This window comes from Candidatus Amarolinea aalborgensis, from assembly GCF_900491745.1.
Taxonomy (GTDB): Bacteria; Chloroflexota; Anaerolineae; order SSC4; family Amarolineaceae; genus Amarolinea; species Amarolinea aalborgensis.
Genome location: NZ_UETR01000005.1, coordinates 366,994 through 389,281 on the forward strand (window position 1 = coordinate 366,994; position 22,288 = coordinate 389,281).

At 61.7% G+C, this 22,288-nt stretch carries 23 protein-coding genes and 1 tRNA gene; 6 read left to right on the top strand and 18 right to left on the bottom strand.

The window, feature by feature from the left end:
• Nucleotides 1-5: 5 nt before the first annotated feature.
• From ACPQ6D_RS09695 to ACPQ6D_RS09710, 4 genes are read right to left on the bottom strand one after another with little or no spacing between them, the layout of a single operon-like run.
• Nucleotides 6-791, bottom strand: a complete 786-nt coding sequence (locus ACPQ6D_RS09695) for an ABC transporter ATP-binding protein (RefSeq protein WP_423224107.1) — start codon at nt 789-791, stop codon at nt 6-8.
• Nucleotides 784-1,716: a branched-chain amino acid ABC transporter permease gene (locus ACPQ6D_RS09700; RefSeq protein ID WP_423224108.1), complete on the bottom strand. Its 933-nt coding sequence runs from the start codon at nt 1,714-1,716 to the stop codon at nt 784-786. The genes ACPQ6D_RS09695 and ACPQ6D_RS09700 overlap by 8 nt, the downstream gene beginning before the upstream one ends.
• 30 nt (nt 1,717-1,746) lie before the next feature.
• Complete coding sequence (locus ACPQ6D_RS09705; RefSeq protein ID WP_423224109.1) at nt 1,747-2,802, bottom strand: branched-chain amino acid ABC transporter permease; 1,056 nt, start codon at nt 2,800-2,802, stop codon at nt 1,747-1,749.
• Between the two features lie 7 nt (nt 2,803-2,809).
• A complete protein-coding gene (locus tag ACPQ6D_RS09710; RefSeq protein ID WP_423224110.1) occupies nt 2,810-3,970 on the bottom strand; it encodes an ABC transporter substrate-binding protein in 1,161 nt (386 codons plus the stop codon).
• Nucleotides 3,971-4,180: 210 nt separating this feature from the next.
• On the opposite strand from ACPQ6D_RS09710, the gene metF reads away from it, so the two are divergent.
• Nucleotides 4,181-5,059, top strand: coding sequence for a methylenetetrahydrofolate reductase [NAD(P)H] (gene metF / locus ACPQ6D_RS09715; protein WP_423224111.1), 879 nt, complete (start codon nt 4,181-4,183; stop codon nt 5,057-5,059).
• Between the two features lie 410 nt (nt 5,060-5,469).
• Here the strand turns inward: metF and ACPQ6D_RS09720 are convergent, their stop codons facing one another.
• From ACPQ6D_RS09720 to corA, 3 genes are all read right to left on the bottom strand, one after another.
• Nucleotides 5,470-6,201: a CDP-alcohol phosphatidyltransferase family protein gene (locus ACPQ6D_RS09720; RefSeq protein WP_423224112.1), complete on the bottom strand. Its 732-nt coding sequence runs from the start codon at nt 6,199-6,201 to the stop codon at nt 5,470-5,472.
• An 84-nt stretch (nt 6,202-6,285) separates the two neighbouring features.
• Nucleotides 6,286-7,329 (bottom strand): UPF0158 family protein, encoded by a 1,044-nt coding sequence (locus tag ACPQ6D_RS09725; RefSeq protein ID WP_423224113.1) that lies wholly within the window; start codon nt 7,327-7,329, stop codon nt 6,286-6,288.
• A gap of 201 nt (nt 7,330-7,530) precedes the next feature.
• Complete coding sequence (gene corA, locus ACPQ6D_RS09730) at nt 7,531-8,496, bottom strand: magnesium/cobalt transporter CorA (protein ID WP_423224114.1); 966 nt, start codon at nt 8,494-8,496, stop codon at nt 7,531-7,533.
• Between the two features lie 130 nt (nt 8,497-8,626).
• On the opposite strand from corA, the gene ACPQ6D_RS09735 reads away from it, so the two are divergent.
• Nucleotides 8,627-9,883 (top strand): MFS transporter, encoded by a 1,257-nt coding sequence (locus ACPQ6D_RS09735; RefSeq protein ID WP_423224115.1) that lies wholly within the window; start codon nt 8,627-8,629, stop codon nt 9,881-9,883.
• A 15-nt stretch (nt 9,884-9,898) separates the two neighbouring features.
• Here ACPQ6D_RS09735 and ACPQ6D_RS09740 read toward each other — a convergent pair whose 3' ends face one another.
• A complete protein-coding gene (locus ACPQ6D_RS09740; protein WP_423224116.1) occupies nt 9,899-10,462 on the bottom strand; it encodes a histidine phosphatase family protein in 564 nt (187 codons plus the stop codon).
• Between the two features lie 268 nt (nt 10,463-10,730).
• Between ACPQ6D_RS09740 and ACPQ6D_RS09745 the strand changes: the two genes are divergently transcribed.
• Both ACPQ6D_RS09745 and ACPQ6D_RS09750 read left to right on the top strand, forming a co-directional pair.
• A complete protein-coding gene (locus tag ACPQ6D_RS09745) occupies nt 10,731-11,525 on the top strand; it encodes an alpha/beta fold hydrolase (RefSeq protein WP_423224117.1) in 795 nt (264 codons plus the stop codon).
• Between the two features lie 70 nt (nt 11,526-11,595).
• Nucleotides 11,596-11,668, top strand: a tRNA-Lys gene (locus ACPQ6D_RS09750).
• A 41-nt stretch (nt 11,669-11,709) separates the two neighbouring features.
• Here ACPQ6D_RS09750 and ACPQ6D_RS09755 read toward each other — a convergent pair.
• From ACPQ6D_RS09755 to ACPQ6D_RS09785, 7 genes are all read right to left on the bottom strand, one after another.
• Complete coding sequence (locus ACPQ6D_RS09755) at nt 11,710-12,906, bottom strand: MFS transporter (protein ID WP_423224118.1); 1,197 nt, start codon at nt 12,904-12,906, stop codon at nt 11,710-11,712.
• 14 nt (nt 12,907-12,920) lie between these two features.
• Complete coding sequence (locus ACPQ6D_RS09760; protein ID WP_423224119.1) at nt 12,921-13,634, bottom strand: HNH endonuclease; 714 nt, start codon at nt 13,632-13,634, stop codon at nt 12,921-12,923.
• The gene (locus ACPQ6D_RS09765; protein WP_423224120.1) at nt 13,621-15,021 is read right to left on the bottom strand and encodes an AAA family ATPase; all 1,401 of its coding nucleotides are present in this window, start codon (nt 15,019-15,021) and stop codon (nt 13,621-13,623) included. Before ACPQ6D_RS09765 ends, ACPQ6D_RS09760 begins: the two co-directional genes overlap by 14 nt.
• The gene (locus ACPQ6D_RS09770; RefSeq protein ID WP_423224121.1) at nt 15,012-15,329 is read right to left on the bottom strand and encodes a hypothetical protein; all 318 of its coding nucleotides are present in this window, start codon (nt 15,327-15,329) and stop codon (nt 15,012-15,014) included. The genes ACPQ6D_RS09765 and ACPQ6D_RS09770 overlap by 10 nt, the downstream gene beginning before the upstream one ends.
• Nucleotides 15,330-15,366: 37 nt before the next feature.
• Nucleotides 15,367-15,522, bottom strand: coding sequence for a hypothetical protein (locus ACPQ6D_RS09775; protein ID WP_423224122.1), 156 nt, complete (start codon nt 15,520-15,522; stop codon nt 15,367-15,369).
• 62 nt (nt 15,523-15,584) lie between these two features.
• Nucleotides 15,585-15,962, bottom strand: a complete 378-nt coding sequence (locus ACPQ6D_RS09780; RefSeq protein WP_423224123.1) for a PH domain-containing protein — start codon at nt 15,960-15,962, stop codon at nt 15,585-15,587.
• Between the two features lie 43 nt (nt 15,963-16,005).
• Nucleotides 16,006-16,701, bottom strand: coding sequence for a DUF4268 domain-containing protein (locus ACPQ6D_RS09785; RefSeq protein WP_423224124.1), 696 nt, complete (start codon nt 16,699-16,701; stop codon nt 16,006-16,008).
• 6 nt (nt 16,702-16,707) lie between these two features.
• Here ACPQ6D_RS09785 and ACPQ6D_RS09790 point away from each other — a divergent pair, with 6 nt between their 5' ends.
• The gene (locus tag ACPQ6D_RS09790; protein WP_423224125.1) at nt 16,708-16,899 is read left to right on the top strand and encodes a hypothetical protein; all 192 of its coding nucleotides are present in this window, start codon (nt 16,708-16,710) and stop codon (nt 16,897-16,899) included.
• 429 nt (nt 16,900-17,328) lie between these two features.
• On the opposite strand, the gene ACPQ6D_RS09795 is transcribed toward ACPQ6D_RS09790, so the two are convergent.
• From ACPQ6D_RS09795 to hsdR, 3 genes are read right to left on the bottom strand one after another with little or no spacing between them, the layout of a single operon-like run.
• Nucleotides 17,329-17,748: a HEPN domain-containing protein gene (locus tag ACPQ6D_RS09795; protein WP_423224126.1), complete on the bottom strand. Its 420-nt coding sequence runs from the start codon at nt 17,746-17,748 to the stop codon at nt 17,329-17,331.
• Entirely contained in the window at nt 17,738-18,079 is a 342-nt protein-coding gene (locus ACPQ6D_RS09800; RefSeq protein WP_423224127.1) for a nucleotidyltransferase domain-containing protein, read from the bottom strand. The genes ACPQ6D_RS09795 and ACPQ6D_RS09800 overlap by 11 nt, the downstream gene beginning before the upstream one ends.
• 58 nt (nt 18,080-18,137) lie before the next feature.
• Nucleotides 18,138-20,840: an EcoAI/FtnUII family type I restriction enzme subunit R gene (gene hsdR, locus ACPQ6D_RS09805; protein WP_423224128.1), complete on the bottom strand. Its 2,703-nt coding sequence runs from the start codon at nt 20,838-20,840 to the stop codon at nt 18,138-18,140.
• Between the two features lie 264 nt (nt 20,841-21,104).
• Between hsdR and ACPQ6D_RS09810 the strand changes: the two genes are divergently transcribed.
• Nucleotides 21,105-22,288 (top strand): uridine kinase family protein (locus ACPQ6D_RS09810; protein WP_479723005.1); only part of this gene is annotated, 1,184 nt, incomplete at its 3' end.

Genomic DNA, 22,288 nt, shown 5'->3' on the forward strand with positions numbered 1-22,288 from the left:
TCAGTTCATCCCTCCGCTTGCTCTTCGCCCAGATACGCTTCGATGACGTGCGGATCGTTGTGCACCGCGTCCGGCGTCCCGGCGGCAATCTTGCGGCCAAAGTTGAGCACCACCACCTGGTCGCAAACACTCATGATGAGGTCCATGTGGTGCTCGATCACAAGCAGGGTCAGGCCGCCGGCGCGCAATTCGGTTAGGAAAGTCGCGAGCTGTTCCGTTTCTGCGCCGATCATGCCCGCGGCCGGTTCATCCAACAAAAGCAGGTGCGGTTCCGCTGCCAATGCGCGCGCCATTTCGACACGGCGTTGATCGCCATAGGACAGCGCTGCTGCCGCCATCAGCGCCAGGTGTTCCAGGCGCAGCCGGCGCAGCAAGGCCAGAGCCGCGCGACGCGCTTCCTGTTCCGCGTGCCGGGTGCGCGGCAGGCGCAGGAGGGTCTCGACGATCGTGCCCGGTTGGCGCAGGTGATGGCCCACCATGACATTCTCTAGCACGGACAGGTCGCCAAACAGGCGGATGTTCTGAAACGTGCGGCCAACCCCGCGCCGGGCCAGTTCGTGCGCAGGCAGACCCTGAACCGGCGCGCCGGCAAAGAGGATGCGCCCGCTGCTAAGCGGAGTCAGGCCGCTGATGATGTTGATGAGCGTGGTCTTGCCAGCCCCGTTCGGCCCGATCAAACCGCAGATGGTGCCGGGCGCGACATCAAACGAAACATGATCGAGCGCGGCCAGGCCGCCGAACTGACGGCTGACCTCCTCCACGCGCAGCAGCGCCGGAATGTCGTCAGACATGATCTGTCCCCCCGTCGCGCGGCCGCGACCACACGCGCAAGCGGCGCCAGAAGCGTGGATCAGCCAGGCCGCGAGGCAGATAGATGATCGCCAGCATGATGATCAGACCGTTGATGACCTCGCGCTGTGCGCGTAGGAAACGCAGAAGCTCGGGCAAGGTTGACAGCAAGGTCGCGCCCAGGATCGGCCCGGCCCAGTGGGTCATGCCGCCCAGTACGGCATAGGCCAGGATGTCCACGGCGCGGCCAAAGACGTAGTTGCGCGGGTCAATGACGCGCACGATGGGGGTGCTCAAAGCCCCGGCGCCGGCGGCTAACGCCGCGCCCAGGACGAACACCAGCAGTTTGTAACGCACCACGTGAATGCCCAGCGTGGAGGCAGCCGATTCATCCAGGCGGATGGCAGCCATCAAGCGGCCATAGCGTGAGTGCTGCATGGTTGCCAGCAGGTAGATGCAGGCCAGCACATAGAGTAAAATCGGCCAGGTGGTGTCGGGCAGGCCCAGGACGATCTGCGGCGTGCGGTAGGTCAGGGTGATGCCTTCGGCGCCGTTGAAAATGGTCAGGTCGGGCCGGCCGCTGAAGGCGCGCAGCAGCTTGTCGCCATTCAGGGCGATGATGCGCACAATTTCGCCAAAACCAAGCGTGGCAATCGCCAGGTAGATGTCACGCAGGCGCAGGACGATCAGGCCGAAGGGCAGGGCGATCAGCATGCCGATGAGGACAGCCAGGGCAAAGCCAACGCTGAGCGGCAGACTGGTCTGTGAGGCGATGATGGCAGCGGTGTACGCGCCAATTGCCATGAACCCCGCGTTGGACAGAGATAACAGTCCGGTCGCCAGGGTCAGGTAGATGCTCAGCCCTAAGGCGATGTTGATGAGGGTGAAGTTGACGATGGAGATATTGTGGCTGATGAACTCAGGCATAGGTCATCGCGTGAAGCGCCCCTCAATCATTTAGGATCGCGTCCCGGCGCTGCGCCCCAGGATGCCGCTCGGCCGTACGAGCAGTATGAGAATGAGCAGGGCGAAGACAAAGGCGTCGCGAAAACTGCTGTCGAGGTACGCCACACTCAAGACTCGCATCATGCCAACCAGGAACGCGGCCGCCGCCGCCCCGCCGATGCTGCCCATGCCGCCGACGATGATGACCGTCAATCCGGCCAGTTCCACCTCGTTGCCCATGGTCGGTTCCAGGCGGTTGAAGGCCAGGCCGAGCAGCACGCCGGCCGCCCCGGCCAGTGCGCCGGACAGGAAGAATGTCTGCGTGACGACCCAATCCACGTTGACGCCGAGCAAGCGCGCCGTCCGTTCACTCCAGGCGATGGCGCGGATGGCCCGTCCCAACGACGTGCGTTCGATGAGCAGGCGCAGGATGATCATCAACGCCAACGCCAACGCCATCACCAGCGCCTGGATTGGTGCGATGACGGCGCGACCGAACAGGGAGAAAGGGGTCGTGGGGTAGATTTCTGGTGGAAAACGCGAGACCTGGGCGCCAAACAGACCCTGCGCAACGCTGATGAAGATGATGGAAGCGCCGATGGAGGAGATCATCGGCGCCAGGCGCGGCACCGGCGCCTGGCGCAAGGGTCGAATCGCCCGATAATCAAGCACGATGCCAACTAGCATCAGCGCGACGCCGGCGCCCAACAGCGTCAAACGCAGCGCCGCGGCCCATGCGCCCACGATGCCCAGCAGCGTCAGGCTGAAGCCGCCCCAGAGCACCAGGCTGCCCGTAGTCAACGCACGAAGAGGCTTGAAGGCCAGGCGATCGAGCAGGATCCCGAGCAGTCCGGAGCCGACCATGGCCAGCGGAATGGAAACCCACAGCGGCCAGCCCAACTTGGTCACGCACAGGAACGCCAGGAAAGCGCCCCACATGTAGTTGGCGCCGTGAGCCAGGTTGACGATATCTAGCACCCCAAAGACCAGGGTGTAGCCCATGGCAAACAGCGCCAGGGCAGCCCCTTGCCAGATGCCGTTGATGAGCTGCTGTGGGAGTTGTTCCATGTCTGTCCTATTCGAACAGGGCGAACTGACCATCCTTCACCATCTGCACCACCGGGGTGTGCTGCGGATCGCGATTGGCGTCGAACGAGAACTTGCCCAGCACCGTGTCCATGTCTTTAGTCTGCGCCAGGGCGTCACGAATCGCCTGGCCGTCCGCTTTGCCTGCATGCTTGATGGCCGAGGCCATGATGTAAACCGCGGCGTAAGCCTGGGCTGCGAACTGGTCAGGATTAGCGCCATACTTGGCGTTGTAGGCCTTGACAAAGTCTTGATTCCCAGGCGCCGTAGAATTGATGAACCAGGCCGCGCCCGAAATCGCGCCTTCGGCCGCTTTGCCAGCCAACTGCGCCAGCTTAGGCGAGTTAAAGCCGTTGCCGCCAATGAAACGAACCGAATCGGGGATGCCAAGCTGCCGGCCCTGGGACATGATGCCAGCCGCTTCTTCGGCCAGCGCGGAAACCACAATGGCCTCTGGATTCAATCCCTTGATCTTGGTCAGCTGCGCGGAAAAGTCAGTATCGCCCTTCTTGAACGTTTCCGTGGCTAGAATCTCCACGCCTTCGGCGTCCAGCGCGGCTTTGAAGGCATCGTAGCCGCTCTTGGTGAAAGCGTCGTCATCACCGTAAAGGATGGCCACCTTCTTGTACCCAAGCTTGGCCTTGGTCGCCTTGATCGTGTTCGGAATTACGGACGCCTCAGGTAAGCTGTCGCGGAAGACAAAATCGCCAATCTCGACGATGCCCGCGGCGGTGTTGGACGTAGCCAGCACGACGACCTTCTTTTCCTGGGCCATGGGGTCCGCGGCCTTGGCTGAGTTGGAGAGGGTAGGGCCAAAAATGGCGACGACCTTGTCCTGGTTGATCAGCTTCTCGAAAGCCGCAATGGCGCCTTCTTTGGTAGAACGATCATCCTCGGTGATCAGCTTGATGGTGGCCTGGCCCAGGTAGCCAGTCTTGTTGATTTCCTCCACAGCCATTTCGGCCGCCTGCTTTTGCGATGGGCCATAGATCGCGGCCGCGCCGGTCAACGACCAGACGGCGCCAATGGCAATCTGACCGCTCAAGGCGCCGGCGGCCGGCGCCGCGGTAGGCTGGGCGGCCGGCGCACCGCAAGCCGCTAACAGCAGGGTAACCACCAATAACAAAGAGACAAGACGAACGTTTTGCATGATCTTTCCTCCAAGGAGCGGATTGTCCGTGTCGTTGTCGTAGGGAGTCTGAGAGGCGGGCGCCATGATACCATAGGCGGAAAGACGCGTCAAAGGAAGTCCAATGAAGATTGGAGGGGCTGTCGGTGCGCGCGGATTTTGGGGAAACACGCGCCTTTGGTGTATGATAGCGGCTCATTTGGATGAGAGAGTGAGGCGAGACAGACAAACATGACGCAATTCAAGGACATTTATGCGGGTCGCAAGCCGGCTTTATCCGTGGAGATCTTCCCGCCGCGTACCGAACAAAGCTGGGCTAATCTGCAAGACGAGCTGACGCACCTGGTGGCGCACCGGCCGGCGTTCGTTTCGGTGACCTACGGCGCGGGCGGTTCCACGCGCGCCAAAACGTTGGAAGTGGTGGAGATGATCCACACGCGTTTTCAGGTGGTGAGCGTGCCTCATTTCACCTGCGTCGGCTCGTCGCGCGCGGACATTCGGGAATTTGTGGATCGCGCGCTGGCCCAGGGTGTGCAAAACCTGGTGGCGCTGCGCGGCGACCCGCCGCGGGGCGCGGAGCAGTTTACGCCGGCAGCCGATGGCTTTCGCTATGCCAATGAGCTTGTGGCATTTATCAAGGACTACACCACGGAGCTTGACATCGCGGTGGGCGGTTATCCAGAGGGCCATGTCGAATGTCGAGATCTCACGCAGGATGTCGAAAACTTGAAGCGCAAGGTGGATGCCGGCGCTTCCGTCGTGCTGACGCAGGTCTTCTATGGCAACGCGGATTTCTTCCGTTTCCGCGACGCGGCCACGCGTGCAGGCATCAAGACGCCGATCGTGCCGGGCATCATGCCCATCATCCGCTTCTCGCAGATTCAGCGCATTACATCGCTGTGCGGGGCGACCATTCCCACGGCGCTCAGCGCCGCGCTGCTGGCGCACGCGGATGGCAGCCCCGATCAACAGGCAGCTGGGATTGACTATACCATTGCGCAGTGCCGCGAGTTGCTGGATCACGGCGCGCCAGGCCTGCACGTCTTTACCCTGAACAGCAACCATGCCACTTCGCGGCTGGTGGACGCGCTCGGATCGTATTTCGACTGAGGCGGCCGGCTGTGTCGCCGCAGCGGCGGCCCCGGTCGCTGGCGGGGCGAGAATCACATGAGCGCAAGGTACAGATCTGCTCAGGCGTCCGGCGCCGACTGCAGCCGCCGAATGAATTCGGGCCGAAAGGGCGTTCCCCCGCAAGGACTTCGGCGAGCGGCTCGACTGAGCTCGCCGAAGTCTCAGTCGAGTCGTCGGCCGGAGCCGACCAGGCTTGCGCCCATGCATGTGAACGCCCGGCGGTGCGCCCAGCAAGGGCGATTTCAATCGCGCGCTGGCGATGACGCGCCGCCTGAGCAGTGACGAGTGCAAAACAAGAAGCGGCGCCTACCCCAACCAGGGTCAGCGCCGCTTTCAACACCACCGTCTTCCGGTCTCTAGTCTCCGGTCTCTGATCTCCGGTCTCCAACCTACCGCCGGCGTCCTCCGCCCAACGACAGATAGAGGCTCAGCGCCACGTAGTAGCTGATGCACAACACGGAGCCGGCCATGACCCAGTTCGATACTTGAGGATACTGGACAAGAGCCGCGATGGTCAAAGCGCCCCACAGTGAGAGCACGGCCAGGGTAATCCATTGGTATGCCTCGGTGCGTGAGGGGTAGACATAGCGCACCGGTACAAACACCAGAATGACCAGCGTCACGATGATTGCCAGGTTGAGCTGGGGACTTAGTCGCCACAGAAAGAGATAAAGCACAACCACATTCCAGTAGGAAGGGAACCCAGTGAAGAAGTGGTCTTCGGTTTTGGCTTCGGCTTGACAAAACTGATACGCGGAAGCCATCAGGATCAGCACCGCGCCCAGGGTGGCGAAATGCGGCGGCAGCAGGCCTGCTTCGTACAGAAAAAAGGCCGGCACGACGACGTAAGTCAAATAGTCAACCACATTATCGAGCAGCGCGCCGTCGAATCCTGGCAGCGCGCCCTGAACCCGCAGCCGGCGCGCCAGGGTGCCGTCGAGGCTGTCCACGGCCACCGCCACGGCCATCCAAAAAAAAGTCAACAACCAATCATGCTTCTGAATGGCGAGCAGGGCCAAGAAGCCCCAGGCAACGCCGCTGGCCGTAAACAGGTGAACGCCCCAGGCCGCAGCCTTACGGCTGTTGCGAATGGCGATCGGCTCCCCTTCAATTAACGACATAGCACACCTCATCATCGGGTTTGGCGCCAAACGCGTCTACCGACTGCGCTTGGCCTCGTCCAGCGGGGCGACTGCGTACGGCCGTCAAGATTGCAGCGGTTTGACTAAGATCTCATCTACATCCTGGGGAACGGGCACACGCAAGACGATCTCAGGCCACAGCTCGATCGGCGGAACAGAGGCCACCTGCCGTGAAAGTCGAATCGTGCTCAGGTCATCGTGCAGGTAGCGGCGGCGGCCGCAATGCCGAGCATCGCACTGGGGATTGAGATTTGATCCACATTCTTTCCAGGGGCAGGTGCGGCCCAAGTAATTGCCGCTGCTGTCACAGAGAAAAATATCGCCGCTGCAGTGTACACTCTGAACGAACGCGCGCCAGCGCCGGCCCAGCTTGGCCAGGGGCGCCAGGTTGGCGTCATCTTCAACCGAAACCAGCAGATCGGCATCGCGCGGGGCCTCGACATCGGTCGCCAGTGAACCGATGAGGGCGATGCGCGTGACGCCGGACGCTTTCATGATGGCAGGAGCCAGCTCCGCCATTTCGCGCAGAAGCCGTGTACGGACAGGAAGCGCCATGCTCGGCGGTTCGCGTTCTGGCCCCATGATCGGCTCAATGTCGTACGCCGATAGCCATTCAACCACGCGCTGGCGCATACGCGCGTTCTTGAAGCGGAACCAGCGCTCGCGCTCGTGGCGATCATTGGCCAACGTTTCTTTGAAGCGACGAAACGCGCCTTGTCCACCCAGCGCCTGGGTCAAGCCGGCGCGAAACGATTCGTCGCCCACCGTGGCAATGAACTCTTCGATGTCCTCGTAGCTCTTGCGCGAGTCCGCGCGCGGCACGCGCAAATAGCCGCGACCCAGGTTGGTTTCCATATCGTGGATTGCCTGCAGCGAGGATGGCGTCACCTCGCCTCGGCTATTTTGGGCGAACATAAGAACAAAATCGGCGGCGCCGATATCACGCTGGCGACTCAATTCATCGTAAATCCTCGCCCATGTGCGACGGTTCTCGGTTGGCACCTGGATCACGGCGCCGTTCGCCATATCGAGATAGTAGGTGGTCATGCCGGAAACATCCTCGATCGCAAATTCCAACGCCGCCAGATCCACTTTCAGTTTGCGCATTTTTCGGGACACCTTTTTATGAAGGAATCGTTGCCATTCCTCAGCTCTAAGACAAATCTCGTCTTAGTCGAACACGCACGCGCATTCGGTGTCAATCGGGCGTGACACATCGTGTCGGGGAGCAGGGCAAGGGAAGTAAAGGTAGTTTACATGGTCAGCCACAGGCTGTCAAGATGACCCAGTCGGCGCTTTGCGCGAACATCAATCGCTCAGGCCGCGTGAGCGAAACCACAGGTACATGCCAACCGGCGTCAGCGCCATGATACCCAGGCTGATCCACATCGCCAGCGGCTCATGAAACGGCAGGCTGTCGAAGTTCATGCCGAAGAATCCGCTCAAGAAGGTCAGTGGAAGGAAAATGGTCGAAATCACGGTCAGGCGGCGCATCGCTTCGTTCAGCACATTGCTCTGCACAGACAGGTAGGCATCCAGCGCGCTCGAGAGCAGGTCGCGGTAGGTGTCAATACTATCCAGCACGCGCACGGTGTGGTCGTATACATCCTGAAAATAGATGACCGAGCCAACTGGCAAAATCGGGGGGTCGCGACGCATCAGCACGTTGAAAACATCGCGTTCTGGCGCCACGACGCGGCGCAGCGCCAGCAGGTCTTTTTTCATGGTGAAAATGTCGTTGAGGGCCTCCCGATCAAAGCGTTCGAAGATCTTCTGCTCCAGTGTCTCCACGCGATCGGCCAATTCATCAATCAACGGGAAATACTCATCCACCAGCCCGTCCATGATGGCGTACAACACGGCCCCGATATCCGATCCGATGGAATCGGTGTTGTGCTCCCAACGCTCCAGGGCCGCCTGCAGCTCTGGCACCGGTTCGCTGTGCACGGTCACCACATAATTCTTGCCCAGGAAGATCGAAATCTCGTGCAGGTCAATGCCTTCATGCAGATCGCCGAGGTGAACACCATACACCACGATGAAGTAGTGATTGCTGTAGACTTCGATCTTCGGGCGTTGATGGCGATGCTCGATGTCTTCCAGGGCCAACGGGTGAAACTGGAATTCGGTGTGCAGCAGTTGGTGTTCAGCCGTCGTCGGCGCAATCATGTCCACCCACACCAGCGAGTCTGACTGCGCAATCAGCTCCTTGATCGGCTCAGAGTCGGCATAGGACCGAAACTCGCCGTGAGACAGGGCCTTGATGGTCAGCATGCTTAATTCTCCGCAGGTTTGCGCAAGATTATAGGCCGATTGCAAAGAAGAAGCAAGCCTGCTATAATGGCGTCACCTTATTGAGAGCGCCGCCAGGTAGCGGCGTTTTTTGTGTGAGAGGAGCGTGACCATGTCCGCCTACGTGCAGCGCCATTATCGCTACAACTTTACTGTCAATGTTCTGGATGGCGGCTTCTTTGTCTTCGGCGTCGGCTTCGCCTCTTGGGTCACGGTCCTACCGCTCTTCGTCAGCCACCTGACCAATTCGGCGCTGCTGATCGGCCTAATTCCAGCCGTTCACACCGTCTTCTGGCAGCTGCCCCAGGTTTTCACAGCCCGCGCGGTGGCCTCGCGCACGCGGCTCAAACCGGCTGTGCTCACGATGACCATCCTGGAACGCTTTCCCTATGTGCTCTTTGGCCTGCTGGCCTTGCTGTTGGCGCACTTGAGCGCGACCCAGGCCCTCATCATCACCTTTGCGCTTTTGATTATGCAAGGTCTCGGCGCCGGACTGACGGCCAACTTCTGGCAAACGATGATCAGCCGCACCATGCCGCCTACGCGCTGGGGGCTTTTCTTTGGCGCCCAGGCCGCTTTTGGCGCGCTGCTCGGCACCGGCAGCGCAGTCATCGCCGGCTGGATTCTCAGCGACCAGCCGTTTCCGGGCAATTTCGCCGCCTGCTTCTTTCTATGCGCCGCGATGATGAGCATTTCCTGGTTTTTTCTCGCCGCCACGCGTGAACCGCCCGACACCGATATCGGCCCGGCCCTGAACGCGCTCGCGTTCCGTCGCCAGTTGTTGACCATCTTGCGCGTGGATCGCAATTTTCGCTGGTACCTGGTCAGCCGCTGGCTGCAAAGCCTGGTGGGCATTCCCAGCGCGTTCATCACGGTCTATGCCGTCAACCGCTTCCACGCAGATCCAGCTCTCCTCGGCGTTCTCACCGGCAGCCTCATGGTGACGCAGATGGTCTCCAATCCCTTGATGGGCGTGATTGGCGACCGCTGGGGGCATCGCCAGGCCATGCTCCTGGGCACCGTCGCCGCGGTCATCGCGCCGATCGTCGCCCTGCTGGCGCCCACGGTCGGCTGGCTCTTCGTGGTTTTTGTCCTGATCGGCGTCAGCACCGTTTGCTTCTGGCTGGTCGGCATCACCTTGACGCTGCAATTTGGCAGCGTGCAAGATCGCCCGGCCTACGTGGGTCTGGCCAACACCCTGACCGCGCCGGCGGGCGTGATTGCGCCCTTACTCGGCGGATGGGCGATTGACGCCGCGGGCTACCCAACCATGTTCATCCTCGCGCTGGTCGGCGGCGTCTTGGCCGTCGCCGTGCTGGCCCTGGCTGTGCATGATCCGCAGCAGGCGCCGGCGCGTGCTGAGGCATAGATGCGGCTGCGCGGCCTACAGCTTGACCTGCTCAATCGCGAGGGGATGAAAGAGGAGCGTCGCCTGCCAGGTGTCATCCGCCCGCTGCGTTAGCTCCCAGACCCCGGCCGGCGGCAGCGGGTTCTGGCGGTCGAAACGCTGTTTGTACGGCAGGAGATCGAGAGGCGGTTCAACCACGGCGCGCAGCAGCGCCTCGATGGGGCCGCCATGGGAGACCAGCGCAATGGGCGCAGCAGGCGCCGCATCCAGCACGCGGCGCTGCCAAAAGGCCAGCATACGCTGCTCCAGGGCTTCACGGGTTTCGCCGCGCGGAATTTCGATGAGACCCGGGTCAATTTCGACCGGCAGCGTCAGCCGCTGGCCCAGGATTTCCGCGGTCTGGCGCGCACGGGCCATCTCAGAGGAGAACAGCCGGCTGATGCCGGCCCCGGCCATGTGCGCGGCCAGCAGCTCCGCCTCCTGTCGGCCCTGCGCGGTCAAGGACGGGCCAGGCGGGATGTCGTACGGCAGCGTGCGATCGGCCCAATCGGGCGTGGCGTGGCGAATCAAGTAAACGATGGGTTGTTGATTGAATGGCATGGGCGCGAGTGTAGCGCACATTGGGGCGGAAAGCAAAAGGCCAGAGAGCAGTGCAAAGTGCAAAGTGCACCATGGCGGCTTGAGCGAGAGTGGATAATCAGACGATTAGGAACATAGACAGGATTTACAGGATTCACAGGATAATTGGCTCTTTGTGGCGATTATTTTGCACACCGGAGAGCAAGAATCCTGTTCATCCTGTCAATCCTGTCCAAGCAGCGCATAATTTCAGCAGTTGCGCGTGAGAAGGGAGAGAACACGGTTCGTTATGCAAACAACGATCAATGGCTTTGAGATGGCGTTTGAGGATCACGGCGAGGGGTTGGCGGTCGTGCTGATCCACGGCTACCCCTTGCAGCGCGCGATCTGGGCGCCGCAGGTGGAGGCCTTACGGCCGCGCTTTCGGGTCATCACCCCGGATCTGCGCGGCTTTGGCGAGTCGCAGGTGACCGCCGGGCCGTATACGATGGAAATGCTGGCCGATGATGTACATGCGCTGCTGCAAGCCCGCGGCGTGCGCACGGCCGTCGTCGGCGGTCATTCGATGGGCGGCTATGTCGCGCTCGCGTTTGCGCGCCAGTATCCTGAGATGCTGCGCGGACTGATCCTGGTCAACACCCGGCCGGGCGCGGACAGCGCCGAAGGCAAGGCCAATCGGCAGGCGGCCGCGGTCAAAGCCAGGCAGCAGGGCAGCCAGGCCATCGCCGACGACATGCTGCCCAAGCTCCTCTCGCCGGTCACGCTGCAGAGTCAGCCGGCGCTCGTCGCTCAGGTGCACGGATGGATGGCCGCGACCGCGGTTGAAGCGCTGGCCCACGCGCAGCTCGGCATGGCTGGCCGCCGCGACAGCCAGGACGTGCTGGAATCGCTCTTCCTGCCGGTGCAGGTCATCACGGGCGCGGACGATAAGCTGATCCCCGTGAGCGAATCGGAAGCGATGGCGCGCACCGTCCCTGGCGCCCGCCTGGCGATTCTGGAGGATGCCGGTCACCTCGCCAGCCTGGAGGCGCCGGCCGCGTTCAACGTCGCGCTGTGGGACTTCCTCACGGTGCAGGTGGCGTAGCAAACGCGGGTAGAAATTTGCCGGAAACCGCGCCCCTGTGGTAAAATTTCACCTGTCAGCCAAGCAAGCTGGCCCGCTAGCTCAATTGGCAGAGCAAATGACTCTTAATCATTGGGTTTAGGGTTCGAGTCCCTGGCGGGTCATCGAAGAAAGACAGGACTACAGTTGGTAGTCCTGTCTTTTTTCATTCCGGCGCCCCACGCGTGGACTGGCGGTGCAACACGAGCAGGATGACGATCAGCGTCGCCAGGTAGATGGGGATCGCTTCCAGCGAGGTGTAGCGCGCCAGGGTGCCCGCAACCGTGGGCAGCAGCGCGGCGCCCAGGCCGGCGGCGCTGATCTGCATGCCGATGGTGTTGGCGGCATGGCGCATGCTGACGCGGCCGCTGGTGCCAGAGACCAGGGCGGGGAAGATCGGCGCCACGGCAAAGCCGACCAGCCCGACGCCGAACAGGCTCACCGCCTGGCTGGGGTTCCACCACAAGAGCAGCGCGCCGGCCAGCGCGCCCAGCAGGCTGATCTGCACGAGCCGGTTGGCGCCCACGCGCGGCGCGTACAGCCCGGCCACGACGCGGCCCACGGTGAACGTGCCCCAATAGCTGCCCGCCCACAGGCCCGCCACCGCGGGCCCAATGCCGCGCGACTCGGTCAGCAGCGTGTAGGCCCACAGCCCCAGGGTGACTTCGATGCCGGTGTAGAGGAAGAACATCAGGATGCTGAGCCACGCGCGCGGCTGGCGCAGCGTCTCACGCAGCGGCGTCTGAAAATCGGTCAGGCGCATATCGGCCTGGTCTACTCTGGCGGCCCCGTTCTGCCGCCACCGGGAGGCGGTGACGGCAAAGCAGCCCGCCAACACGAGTTGGGCGACGCCAACCACGACATAGCCGACGCGCCACGCCCCGGTCAGCTTCAGGCCGGTGGTCATGATGATCGGGCCGAGCGTGATGCCGACGCCGAAACTGGCGTGCAGCCACTGCATCAGGCTTTCGCCGTGGTGCGAGGCGATGTAGGTATTGATGCCGGCGTCAATCGCGCCGGCGCCCAGCCCGGCGACCAGGCCAAACGGAACGAGCGTAATCCACGATGGCGCCAGGGTGTAGCCCAGCAGGCTGCCGCCGGTCGCGGCGCAGCTCGCGGCCAGCAGCCCGCCGACCCCCAGCCGCGCGGTGATGCGGCCGCTGAAGAAGCTGGAGGTGAGATAGCCGGCCGTGGATGCCACGAGCAGCATGCCCAGCGCGTCCAGCGGCAGCGCGAAGTCCGCGCGCATCGAGGGCCAGGCCACGCCCAGCAGCCCGTCAGGCAGACCGAGGGAAATAAACGCCACATAGGCCAACAGCACCAGGCCGATTTTCAACGGCCGCTTCTGTGTGATGGATGCCAAAGTCTGGTTCTCCATTAGTCAAGAGGCAGGCACCAGTGGGCGATCAGGGAATCGAAGTCAGGTCGAGCCTCCCGCAAGGCTTCCAGGAGCGGCGTGTATTTGCTGGATCTCAGAATGAATTGACGAATCATGCCCAGATAGGGCGCTCCCGCCTGTAGATGATCCGCTAACTGATCCCATGCGGCCGCGGCATCTTGTTGCGACTGAGGCTGCACAATGCGAAGTATGCAGCCGATGACTTCCAAGAACCTGCGACGCCGTTCATCTTGCAGCGCCGCGCGTTGATCAAAGCCGAGCAATTGGGTTGTGATCCTGCCGCGCGCCAGCGTTATCTCAGACGTGGGCATGGGTGTGACGGCGCCGGTCTCGAAGTCGAAATAGAGGAAAGAGAGTGGCTCGTCGTGGCGAGGATTAACCATCCGTCGTCCCTGGGCGTCCTGAGGTTGATGATCCAGCTTTTTGGATTGGCATACATCGCAGGCCAGGACGTAATTCTCCCAGTCCCAGCGTGCGTACAGGTCAGTCTGCGGAACGAAATGGTCTACCGTCTGCGCCTCAATTCGCTCGCAGTAGCCGCACTTGTGGTGAAAAGCTTCCACCAACGCCTGCTTGACTGCCCGTGCTGGTGTTGAGCCGGCAAGGCTATTCCACGGCTTCGCGTGAGCCTGCTGGCGATCGAGGTAGGCCTGCAGGTTGGTCGGCAACCGGGGACAGTCAACCCTGATCATGATTCTTCTGCTTCTGCTTAGTGCGGAGAAATGTATCTACCTGGTTCTGGATGGCCGCATACCTGCTCATTTCCTCAGCGTTGTCTCCAGGTGGTGAGAGGTGTTGATCCAGCCATCGGTTCAGGTCATCCAATTCGAGTCCTTCTTTGAGATCGAGTTGGCCGGTGCTGGCTCGCGCCTGGAGTTCCGCATGGCGTCTGATTTTGTCTTCGGTTTCAGGATCGCGCAGGTCAGAGACGCTAAACAGCACGTGAAGAATCTGGTCCGCGCGCCAACCCTTGACCGAAGGCGGATCTTGATACGCGCTCACGCGGTCCGGTGTCATGGCATCCGGCCGGAGGATGAACACGCCATTTTCGTCGGCCGCCTGTGGAATGAACGGACTGTGTGTCGCCACGATGAACTGAAGTCCTGGGAACTGCGTAGGCAACCAAAAACCGATCTGCCGTTGCCAGACGGGATGCAGATGCGCATCTAGCTCGTCTATCAGGACTACACCTTCCACGGTGATGACGCCCTCATCGCTGATCCAGTCCTTCACGTCGTCATATGTTTCGTCCAGGCGCCGGAGCAAGTCGGCGGCCAGGGCAAGCATGCTCCGATAGCCATCACTGAGATCAGGCATCGCAGTGTCGCTGCGATACGGGGTATCAAAAAAGGCTCCGTCAGGGCCGATCCGTGAAAGTTTGACGCCAGCAGGCAGCAAATGGTCCAGCACCTTCTTGACGGCAGCCTTGACACGCTGGGCGCGCCGACCCGCTTCGGTGTCCTCCCGGCTGCGATGATCGAGTCTTGTGAGCCAGTCGGTCAGATCTTCCAGGGCTGCATCCTCTCTGAAGAGCGTGATAAAGCGGGCTTCCTTCTGACCGGGGTACATGAGCCGGATCGTGTCCGGCGCGCCGCCGAGCAGGCGCCGAAAAGGACCGTATCCGGCCGCAAACCAACCAGCTGATTTCTCGGAGAGCAGGCCGCGTTTCAGGGCATTGAGTTGATCCTTCGTGCCCTCGAAGACCAGCGTAGGGCGGTCGTAAATCAACCCGCTGATGCTTACTTCGACATCGCCAGTGACGGCGTAGGAGGCCGTATAAGGCTCCCGGCGCGGCCTACCTCTTTCGGTCAACTGATCATTTTGTCCCGCAATGACCTCGGCCACGAGTTGGCCCTTGGTTTGACCAAAACGGACCCAGCCGTCAAGCCGGGCCAGGCGATTGGAAGGATCAGGCCCCATCAACGCCATCGCGATGGCCTGCAGCACGGTGCTCTTGCCGGTGCCGTTCTCGCCCAGGATAACGCTCCAACGCTTGACTTGTCCGTCGTCACCCATTAGATTCAGCTCGACACGACCGAAGCACTTGATATTCTCGATCATCACTCTTTTCAGGTACATGCAAGTCGTCTCCTGGGAAGTTCCGGATTGGCGATTTCGCGCAAGGCCCGTTCGCGCAATTGGCGGAACTCCGCGCGATGCTGGTCATAGGCGGCCTGCCATCGTGCATCCTCGGCCTGCATTTCGGCCTCGGTATCGTTCAGCCAATCGTCTTCTTCGACGTGCGGAGCGTCAGGCGGCGCCGGCTGCGCCTGCAGAAAGCGGGCAAAGTCATAGACTTGGGCGGCGCGATCGGGCGGCAGCGAGGCGACCAATTCGGCAACCACCTGCGCATAGTCTCGAGATCGGGACATCGTATTGGCGGGCATTGCTTTTTCTCCATGCCTGGCCTTCGTGAGGCCAGCATCAACCATCATCGTTCAACCTGGCCTCATTGTACCACGCCACAGATAGCCGGACAACTGTCATGTTTGGAAGGGTCAGGCCTGGGATGGGCTCAATCGTGTGCAGCGGCTGGCAGGCGGCTTTGAGAATGGTGTAGGCGGCGTCGAGGTAGGCCATACAGTGGAATCCTCGCTTATGGTCTAGGTCAACAGCGTGAATACGCCCGCGATTTCCTTTGGCTATCCCAAGACGTACTTACTGATGGCCTTGTTGAAGGTAACAATGTCAAATCCCCCCTTGATCTCAAAGTGGATTTTCCCAATCGAGCTGATGTAGATTTCCAATTCACAATCACGATCGAATGCGCCAGCGGTTTCCACGGAAAACGTTTGTACCTTGCTGTAGGGGATCGAAGTGTAATCGACTTTCTTTCCCGTGAGTCCTTGTACATTCGCGGCGATGATCCGCTTGTTCGTGAATACAAGTTGGTCTCGGACACTTCTAAATACGGAAAGGACCATCTCCCCTTCGATGAGGAAATGATTGATTGGCTCAAGCATCTGGTTGGACGGAATTGGTTCAAGCTTAAAGACGCCGCCCTTCGAAAAGTCGATCATATTTTTCTCCTCTATGTTTCTCGTCAGTCTATCGGGGCAAGTGCTATCCGAACTTGAGTCGATGTATCTCGGGCTTGAATGCCCGTTCGAGCCGGATCATGGCATCAATCATTTGATCTTGGATCTCAGGCCAGCGGTGTTGATCCAGCAATCCACCGCCAGGAAGCAGAAACCGCACCCGGCAGGCGCGCTTGGCGTCCAGTCGTTGCCACTCCAGCGGTTTACCGAAGTCCGCCTCGATCTCCGCCTTGCGGGTGTAGAGCGCGTCGAAGATTCGCTTGTTCTGGTCGGCGTTACCCCGGTCAATGTAAAACTCAACCTGGGCATCTTCCATACGGATGGCGTACGTGTAAGCTAATCCACTTTTCCCGGCACTGGCGTTGATCCAGTTTTCGGTTCCTGGCGCGATGCGTGCATGCAGCGGCGTCCTGCTCCGGGCACGCTCCAGGAGCTGTTTCCAGAACTCCAGGCGCAATAGGTGGCGTTCGGCCAGCTCATTCTTCTGCTCGCCGGCCTGGCGCGCCTCGCGGGTCGGACCAGCCACCACGGTGAACTTCGGCGCTGGCGCCGAGTCGCCGATGCGGTACGCCTCTATTTGCAGCAGATAGAACGCCATGTCCGCCGGCAGAACTTCGTTCAGCCAGTGCACCGCGCGTTCATGTTCGGGCCGCGGATGGCTTGTGATCCACACGGCCGTCTTGGCATCCAGGTTACTCAAGTAGGTAATCAACTTGCCCAAGTGATCGTGGTTCGTGCCCTCGAGCTGGTTTTCGATCACGACCAGGTGATCCCGGCCGTCGTCAGCCAGGATGTCGGCCGAAAAGACGCCAGCCGCAGCCTCCCGCTGCACCAGGGTGAGTTGGGGAATGCCGAGCGTCTCGCCCAGCAGGTCGAGGTTTTCGGAGAGCCATGTCGTGAAGTCCCTGGCTTCATGTAAGGGGGATGGGTGAGGCGGGAGTTCTGGATCACGAATTCACGAAGCGCCACGAAGCTCGCGAAGCACGAAGAGCACGAAACTCCCCGCGGCGCGCGCCTTCGCGACTTCGCGCTTCGTGTCCTTCGCGTGCCTTCGCGCCTTCGCGACTTCGCGACTTCGCGCTTCGTGTCCTTCGCGTGCCTTCGCGCCTTCGCGCCTTCGCGACTTCGCGCTTCGTGTCCTTCGCGTGCCTTCGCGCCTTCGCGATCCAGGTTCCCTTCGCGCCTCCATGATCCAATTCCCCTACAACTCCCCCGAAACGCCTGGGCCAGGTGCTCGGTGTACTGCATCACCCCGCCCACGTTGTTGTCGCGGCGCAAGATGTCGCACGCGCGCCACATGTCGCTGCGCAGGGTCTCGTTGGTTTGGCGTTTGGTCATTGCCATGCGGTCAGCCATCATATCCGGGGAGGGCCTGACGGTGTGGGGCAGGCAAAGTGGCAGTCACGATCCCAAAGACCTCTTCAGCCAGCAGCAGCGCATCCGTCGCCGCTGCCTGCTCTGGCCAGAAATCCAGGTCATAACGCACCAGAACACCGTAATCGGTGGCCTCGGTGAGGTCTAGCCCGGACAGTCCAGGTAATGGCGCGAGTGCCAGGCAAGCGGCTTGCAACTCATCCAGGTCATGTGTGTGCGGTATCGCCTGCTTCCGCAGCGCCAGGAATCCCTTCAACGTCTTCTCGATAGCCTGCTGCGCGTGAAAACAAGCCGTGTCATAAGGCCCATCGCCGTCCACGACTAACCTTGCAGCGCTGATGTCGCTGGCAGCTTTGACCAGCCAACCGCGTGCCAGATCAACTTCATTGTTCATAGAGGACGATCCCTTCGCTCAAGGCCGCGGTAATGAACGCATTAGGCACCTCGCGCCACTCGGCCACCTCCTCCGGCGTCCACACCAGGATGTCCTTGGCCGGCGCCAGGCCGACCAGCGCTCGACGGTAGCGCGCCGCGCGGCGGTAGCGCGGCTGGTCCGACGGCTCGATCAGCAGCAGATCATAGTCGCTATCGGGCCGTGCGTCACCGCGTGCGCGCGAGCCAAACAAGACGATCTTCTGAGGGTTTCCGGTGGCCCTGATCCGGTGGACCATCTCTTTGAGCGAAGCGTCCAACCTTGCGCGCTCGGTCGCTGCTGGCTTTGCCATATCCCCTCCAATTGCTTCTCATTTCCTTACCTTCGTTGAAGTATACCATACGGCCGCTCTACGCCGCGTCCGCGTACAGCCGGCGCTGCAGCTCGCTCATCGCGGCCCGGAAGCGCTGCGGGTCGCCGCCGAAGCGGCGCAGCACGCCCCGCGCCTCGCCCATCTCGCGGAAGGGGCTGACGCGCAAGACGGCCGGGTCGGTCATCTCCCGCAGCCCGCCCAGGACGTACTTGTCCACCAACGCCAGGATCACCGCACGGGCTTCTGCGGCCTGGCTGCGCAGCCACGCGGCTTCGCGCTGGCGAAAGGCCGTGGCCCGCTGCGCGCGGCTGCGCAGCGGCCGCCCGTAGGCCAGATGCGCCAGCAAATCGGCCTGGTCGGCTTCGGGGTGATCGAGCACCTCGGACAGCACGTCCACATCAATACTGGCCTTCTCCAACTGCTCCAGGAAGACGCGGCGCTGTTCAGGATCCTGCCAGATCGTCAGCAGTTTGCTCCAATCCGGCACGAAACCGGCAATCTTGCTGCGTGTGTAGTCCAGGTACTGCTCCAGCGACATCGGCTCGTGCATGCCCGCGATGATGAAGGTGGCTTCATCCGCAATGGTGACTTCCAGCCCCGTCACCCTGATCTTGCGGTCGGCTTGCTCGCCGGCCGGCTTGAGCTCGATATCGAAAACCGTCTCCCTGTCCGCTTCGATCCCGACGTGCAGTTCACGCCGCGCCAGCTTGGGCCCGCTGGCGACGATCTTCATCTCCCCGGCCGGCAGCTTGTCGAAGCGGTAGCGCCCCGCGTCATCTGTCAGGATCGGCCCAACCTGCTCGTTGGGGCCAATCAGCAGCGCGATGCTGGCGCCCACCAGCAGATCGTGGGTTTCCGCCAGGCGGACGGTTCCTGTCAGCGCGGCGGCGCGGGGCCGTTCGTCCGCAGACGCCTTGACCGCGTCGGGCGGCTTGTCCCACTGCGGGTCGAGCAGCCGGGTCGCGCCGGTGTAGTCAATGATGCGGAACCAGAGCTTGCCGCTGTCCGGGTCCACGCGCGACCCACGGCCGATAATCTGCTTGAAGAGAATCGGCGAGGAGACGGTCTTCATGAAGACGATATTGCGCGCCGCTGGCACATCCACGCCCGTGGAAAGCAGCTCCGCCGTGGTCGCCACGACCGGCAGCGGCTTGTCGCTGTCCTGGAACTGCGCCAGGCGGTGCCGGCCAGCCGCGCCTTCTTCGCTCACAATGGCGACGGCATAATCATCCCCAAAACCCAGGCCCGCAAACTCGTTGTTGAGCTGGCGGGCCACTTCCTGGGCATGATCCATGTCCACGCAAAACACCATCGTCTTTTGCATCGGCCCAAAGCGCCGCAGCATCCGGGCCAGATGGCTGGTCATGGCCGCGGTGCGATCGGGCAGGCTGACCGTGCGCTCGAACTCCGGCGTGTCGTAGGCATCCTTGAGCACGGCATCTTCCGGCACGAAGACCTCGGCACCCTTCTCGACAGCCTCGTGGATGTGCAGCCCGTTCTTGTCTACGTCGGTGCGAATGCGATGCACCTTGTAGGTCGCCAAAAACCCGTCCTCGATGCCTTGCCCCAGGCTGTACGCGTACGCAGGTGGGTGATAAGCGCCCATTTCGGGATGTGCAGAATCCAGGGGGACGGGCGGCTCCGCCGCGCAGAAGTAGGCGTAGGTGTCTATGTTCTCTTCTTGCTTCGGGGTGGCCGTCATGCCGAGATGAATCGCGCCCGTGAAGGTGTCCAGGATCTCCCGCCACGTGCCGAAGCCCGAACGATGCGCTTCATCAATGATGATCAGGTCGAAGAAATCGGCCGGGAACTTCTCGAAGAGCCGCGTGCCCCGTGCGTCTTTATTCCACAAGGTCTGGTAGAGAGCAAAGTAGATTTCGCGATGCAGGCTCGGGCGCCTGGCGTCTTCGTCGAGCAGCAGGCGCGGGTCGCTGGCGGTGGCGGCGAAGGGGCTGAAGGCGTTGTACGCCTGGTCGCGCAGGACCACCCGATCGGCCAGAAAGAGCACCCGCGCCGGCTGACCGTTGTTCGTGCGCCCAAGCCAGCCCGACTTGATCAGCTTCCACACGATCTGCAGCGCGGTGAAGGTTTTACCCGTGCCGGTGGCCATCGTGAGCAAGATACGACCCTGGCCGCGCATGATGCGCTGCAAGACCGCGCGCACCGCGACTTCCTGGAAATAGCGCACTTCCTTGCCATGCGTGGCCTCCGGGGGCGCGTAGGGATGCAGGAGCGGATTGCGGCGGCGGGCCTGCGCAACCTCTACACTGTAGACCGGGCGCAGTTCGCCTGTCCCATGCGGCATCGGCTCCCCCTGGCCGGCGTTGATTTGCCAGCGTCGCCAGAGTTCCTCAGGCCCTGGGAACCCCTCGCAGGCGCGCGTGCTGCCGGTGAAGGCGTCCCACTCGATGATCTCATGGCCGTTGGCGGCAAAGGCAAAGGCCAGCCCCAACTCGCGCGCATAGTCTTTGGCCTGCTGCAAACCCGCGACGGCCGGCTTGCCCTCCTCCTTGGCCTCCACCACGGCGATGGGCAGACTGTCGGTGTAACGGAGCAGGTAGTCGACGCGCTTCGGCGGCAGCCGTTCTGCCCGATCCCCGCGCAGCACAATCTTGCCCGCGGTGTAGGCCCAGTCCGTGCGATAGTAATGCTCGCGCGTGACCTGGCTGCGCGTCCAGCCGGCCTTGTTCAGTTGCGGATCAATCAATTGGGCGCGGGTATCGGCCTCGTTAAGCGGCATGTTTGGCTGCCCGATCATGGATGAGAGATTCAGGGGATGGAAACTGAGAAATCGCTCCGCGCCTGTGCAACCGTGATCGTTTCTGTTCTCATGTGACAGGTCTCCATCCAAAAGCATTCTGTTTATAAGACATTATAGGTCGGCCCGATGGGCTGTCAAACACCGGCTGTCCTTCGCTGTCAGCTTTTGGACAATCCCATCACTTGCGGTAAAGTGGTCCCGCTTGACTACATTCCAGACTGGAGAAACCACAAGACGCACAACATGACAGGACACGCCAAGGTAAACACGAGCAAGACGATTGTACCCGCGCTGCCCCGCAGCACGGTGCAGATGCGGCTGCCTGACGGACGCATCTTCGAAGGGCCAACAGGCACGCTGCTGGAGACTTTCATCCAGCAAGCCTGGTCTGCAGAACAGGCGCCGGTCATGGCGGCCCTGGTGGACGGACATCTGTCCGAATTAACCTATGTGGTGAGCGAAGACATTCATGTGCGGCCAGTGACGATGTCAGACAGCGATGGCATGCGCATCTATCAACGCTCATTGGCCTTCCTGCTGGTCGTCGCTGCGCACGAGCTGTTCCCTGAGGCCCGCGTGCTGGTGGATCACTCGCTGACGATGGGTGGCCTCTTTTGTGAGCTCATGGGACGTGCGCCCCTGAGCGCAGAAGAGGTGGCGCAGCTCGATCAGCGCATGCACGAGATTGCCGCGGCCGACGCGCCCATCACGCGGCGCAATGTGCCGGTGGCGGAGGCTGTGGCCCTCTTTGCGCAGCAGAACGACCTGGACAAGGTCAACCTGTTGAAATACCGGCGCAAGGACTACCTTCCGGTGTACGAGCTGCGGGGCGTGGTGGATTATTTCTTTGGCTACATGCTCCCTTCCACTGCCTATCTGCACCTGTTCACCGTCGAGCATTACCCGCCTGGCTTCCTCATGCGCTTTCCGCGACGCCGCGCGCCCTATCATCTGCCGGCGTACCAGGATTTTCCTCGGCTGGCAGACGTTTTCCACCAGCACCGCGACTGGATGGAGATCATGAAGATCGAGGATGTCGGTTCGCTGAACGACGCGATCAAGGATGGCCGCATGCAGGAGGTGGTGCTGGTCAATGAGGCGCTGCACGAGCAGCGCATTGCGCACATCGCGCACGAGATTGCCGACCGCCGCGGCCAGGTGCGCTTGATCCTGATCGCCGGGCCGTCCTCCTCCGGCAAGACAACCTTTGCCAAACGCCTGGTGGTGCAGATGCTGGCGCACGGCATGCGGCCGTTCGCGCTGGAAATGGACAACTACTTCCTGGAGCGCAATCTGACGCCGCGCGACGCGCAGGGCAACTACGACTTCGAATCCCTGGACGCCCTCGACCGTGCACTGCTCAATACGCACCTGCTCGACCTGATGGCCGGGCGCGAGGTGACCTTGCCGCGCTACAACTTCCGCGT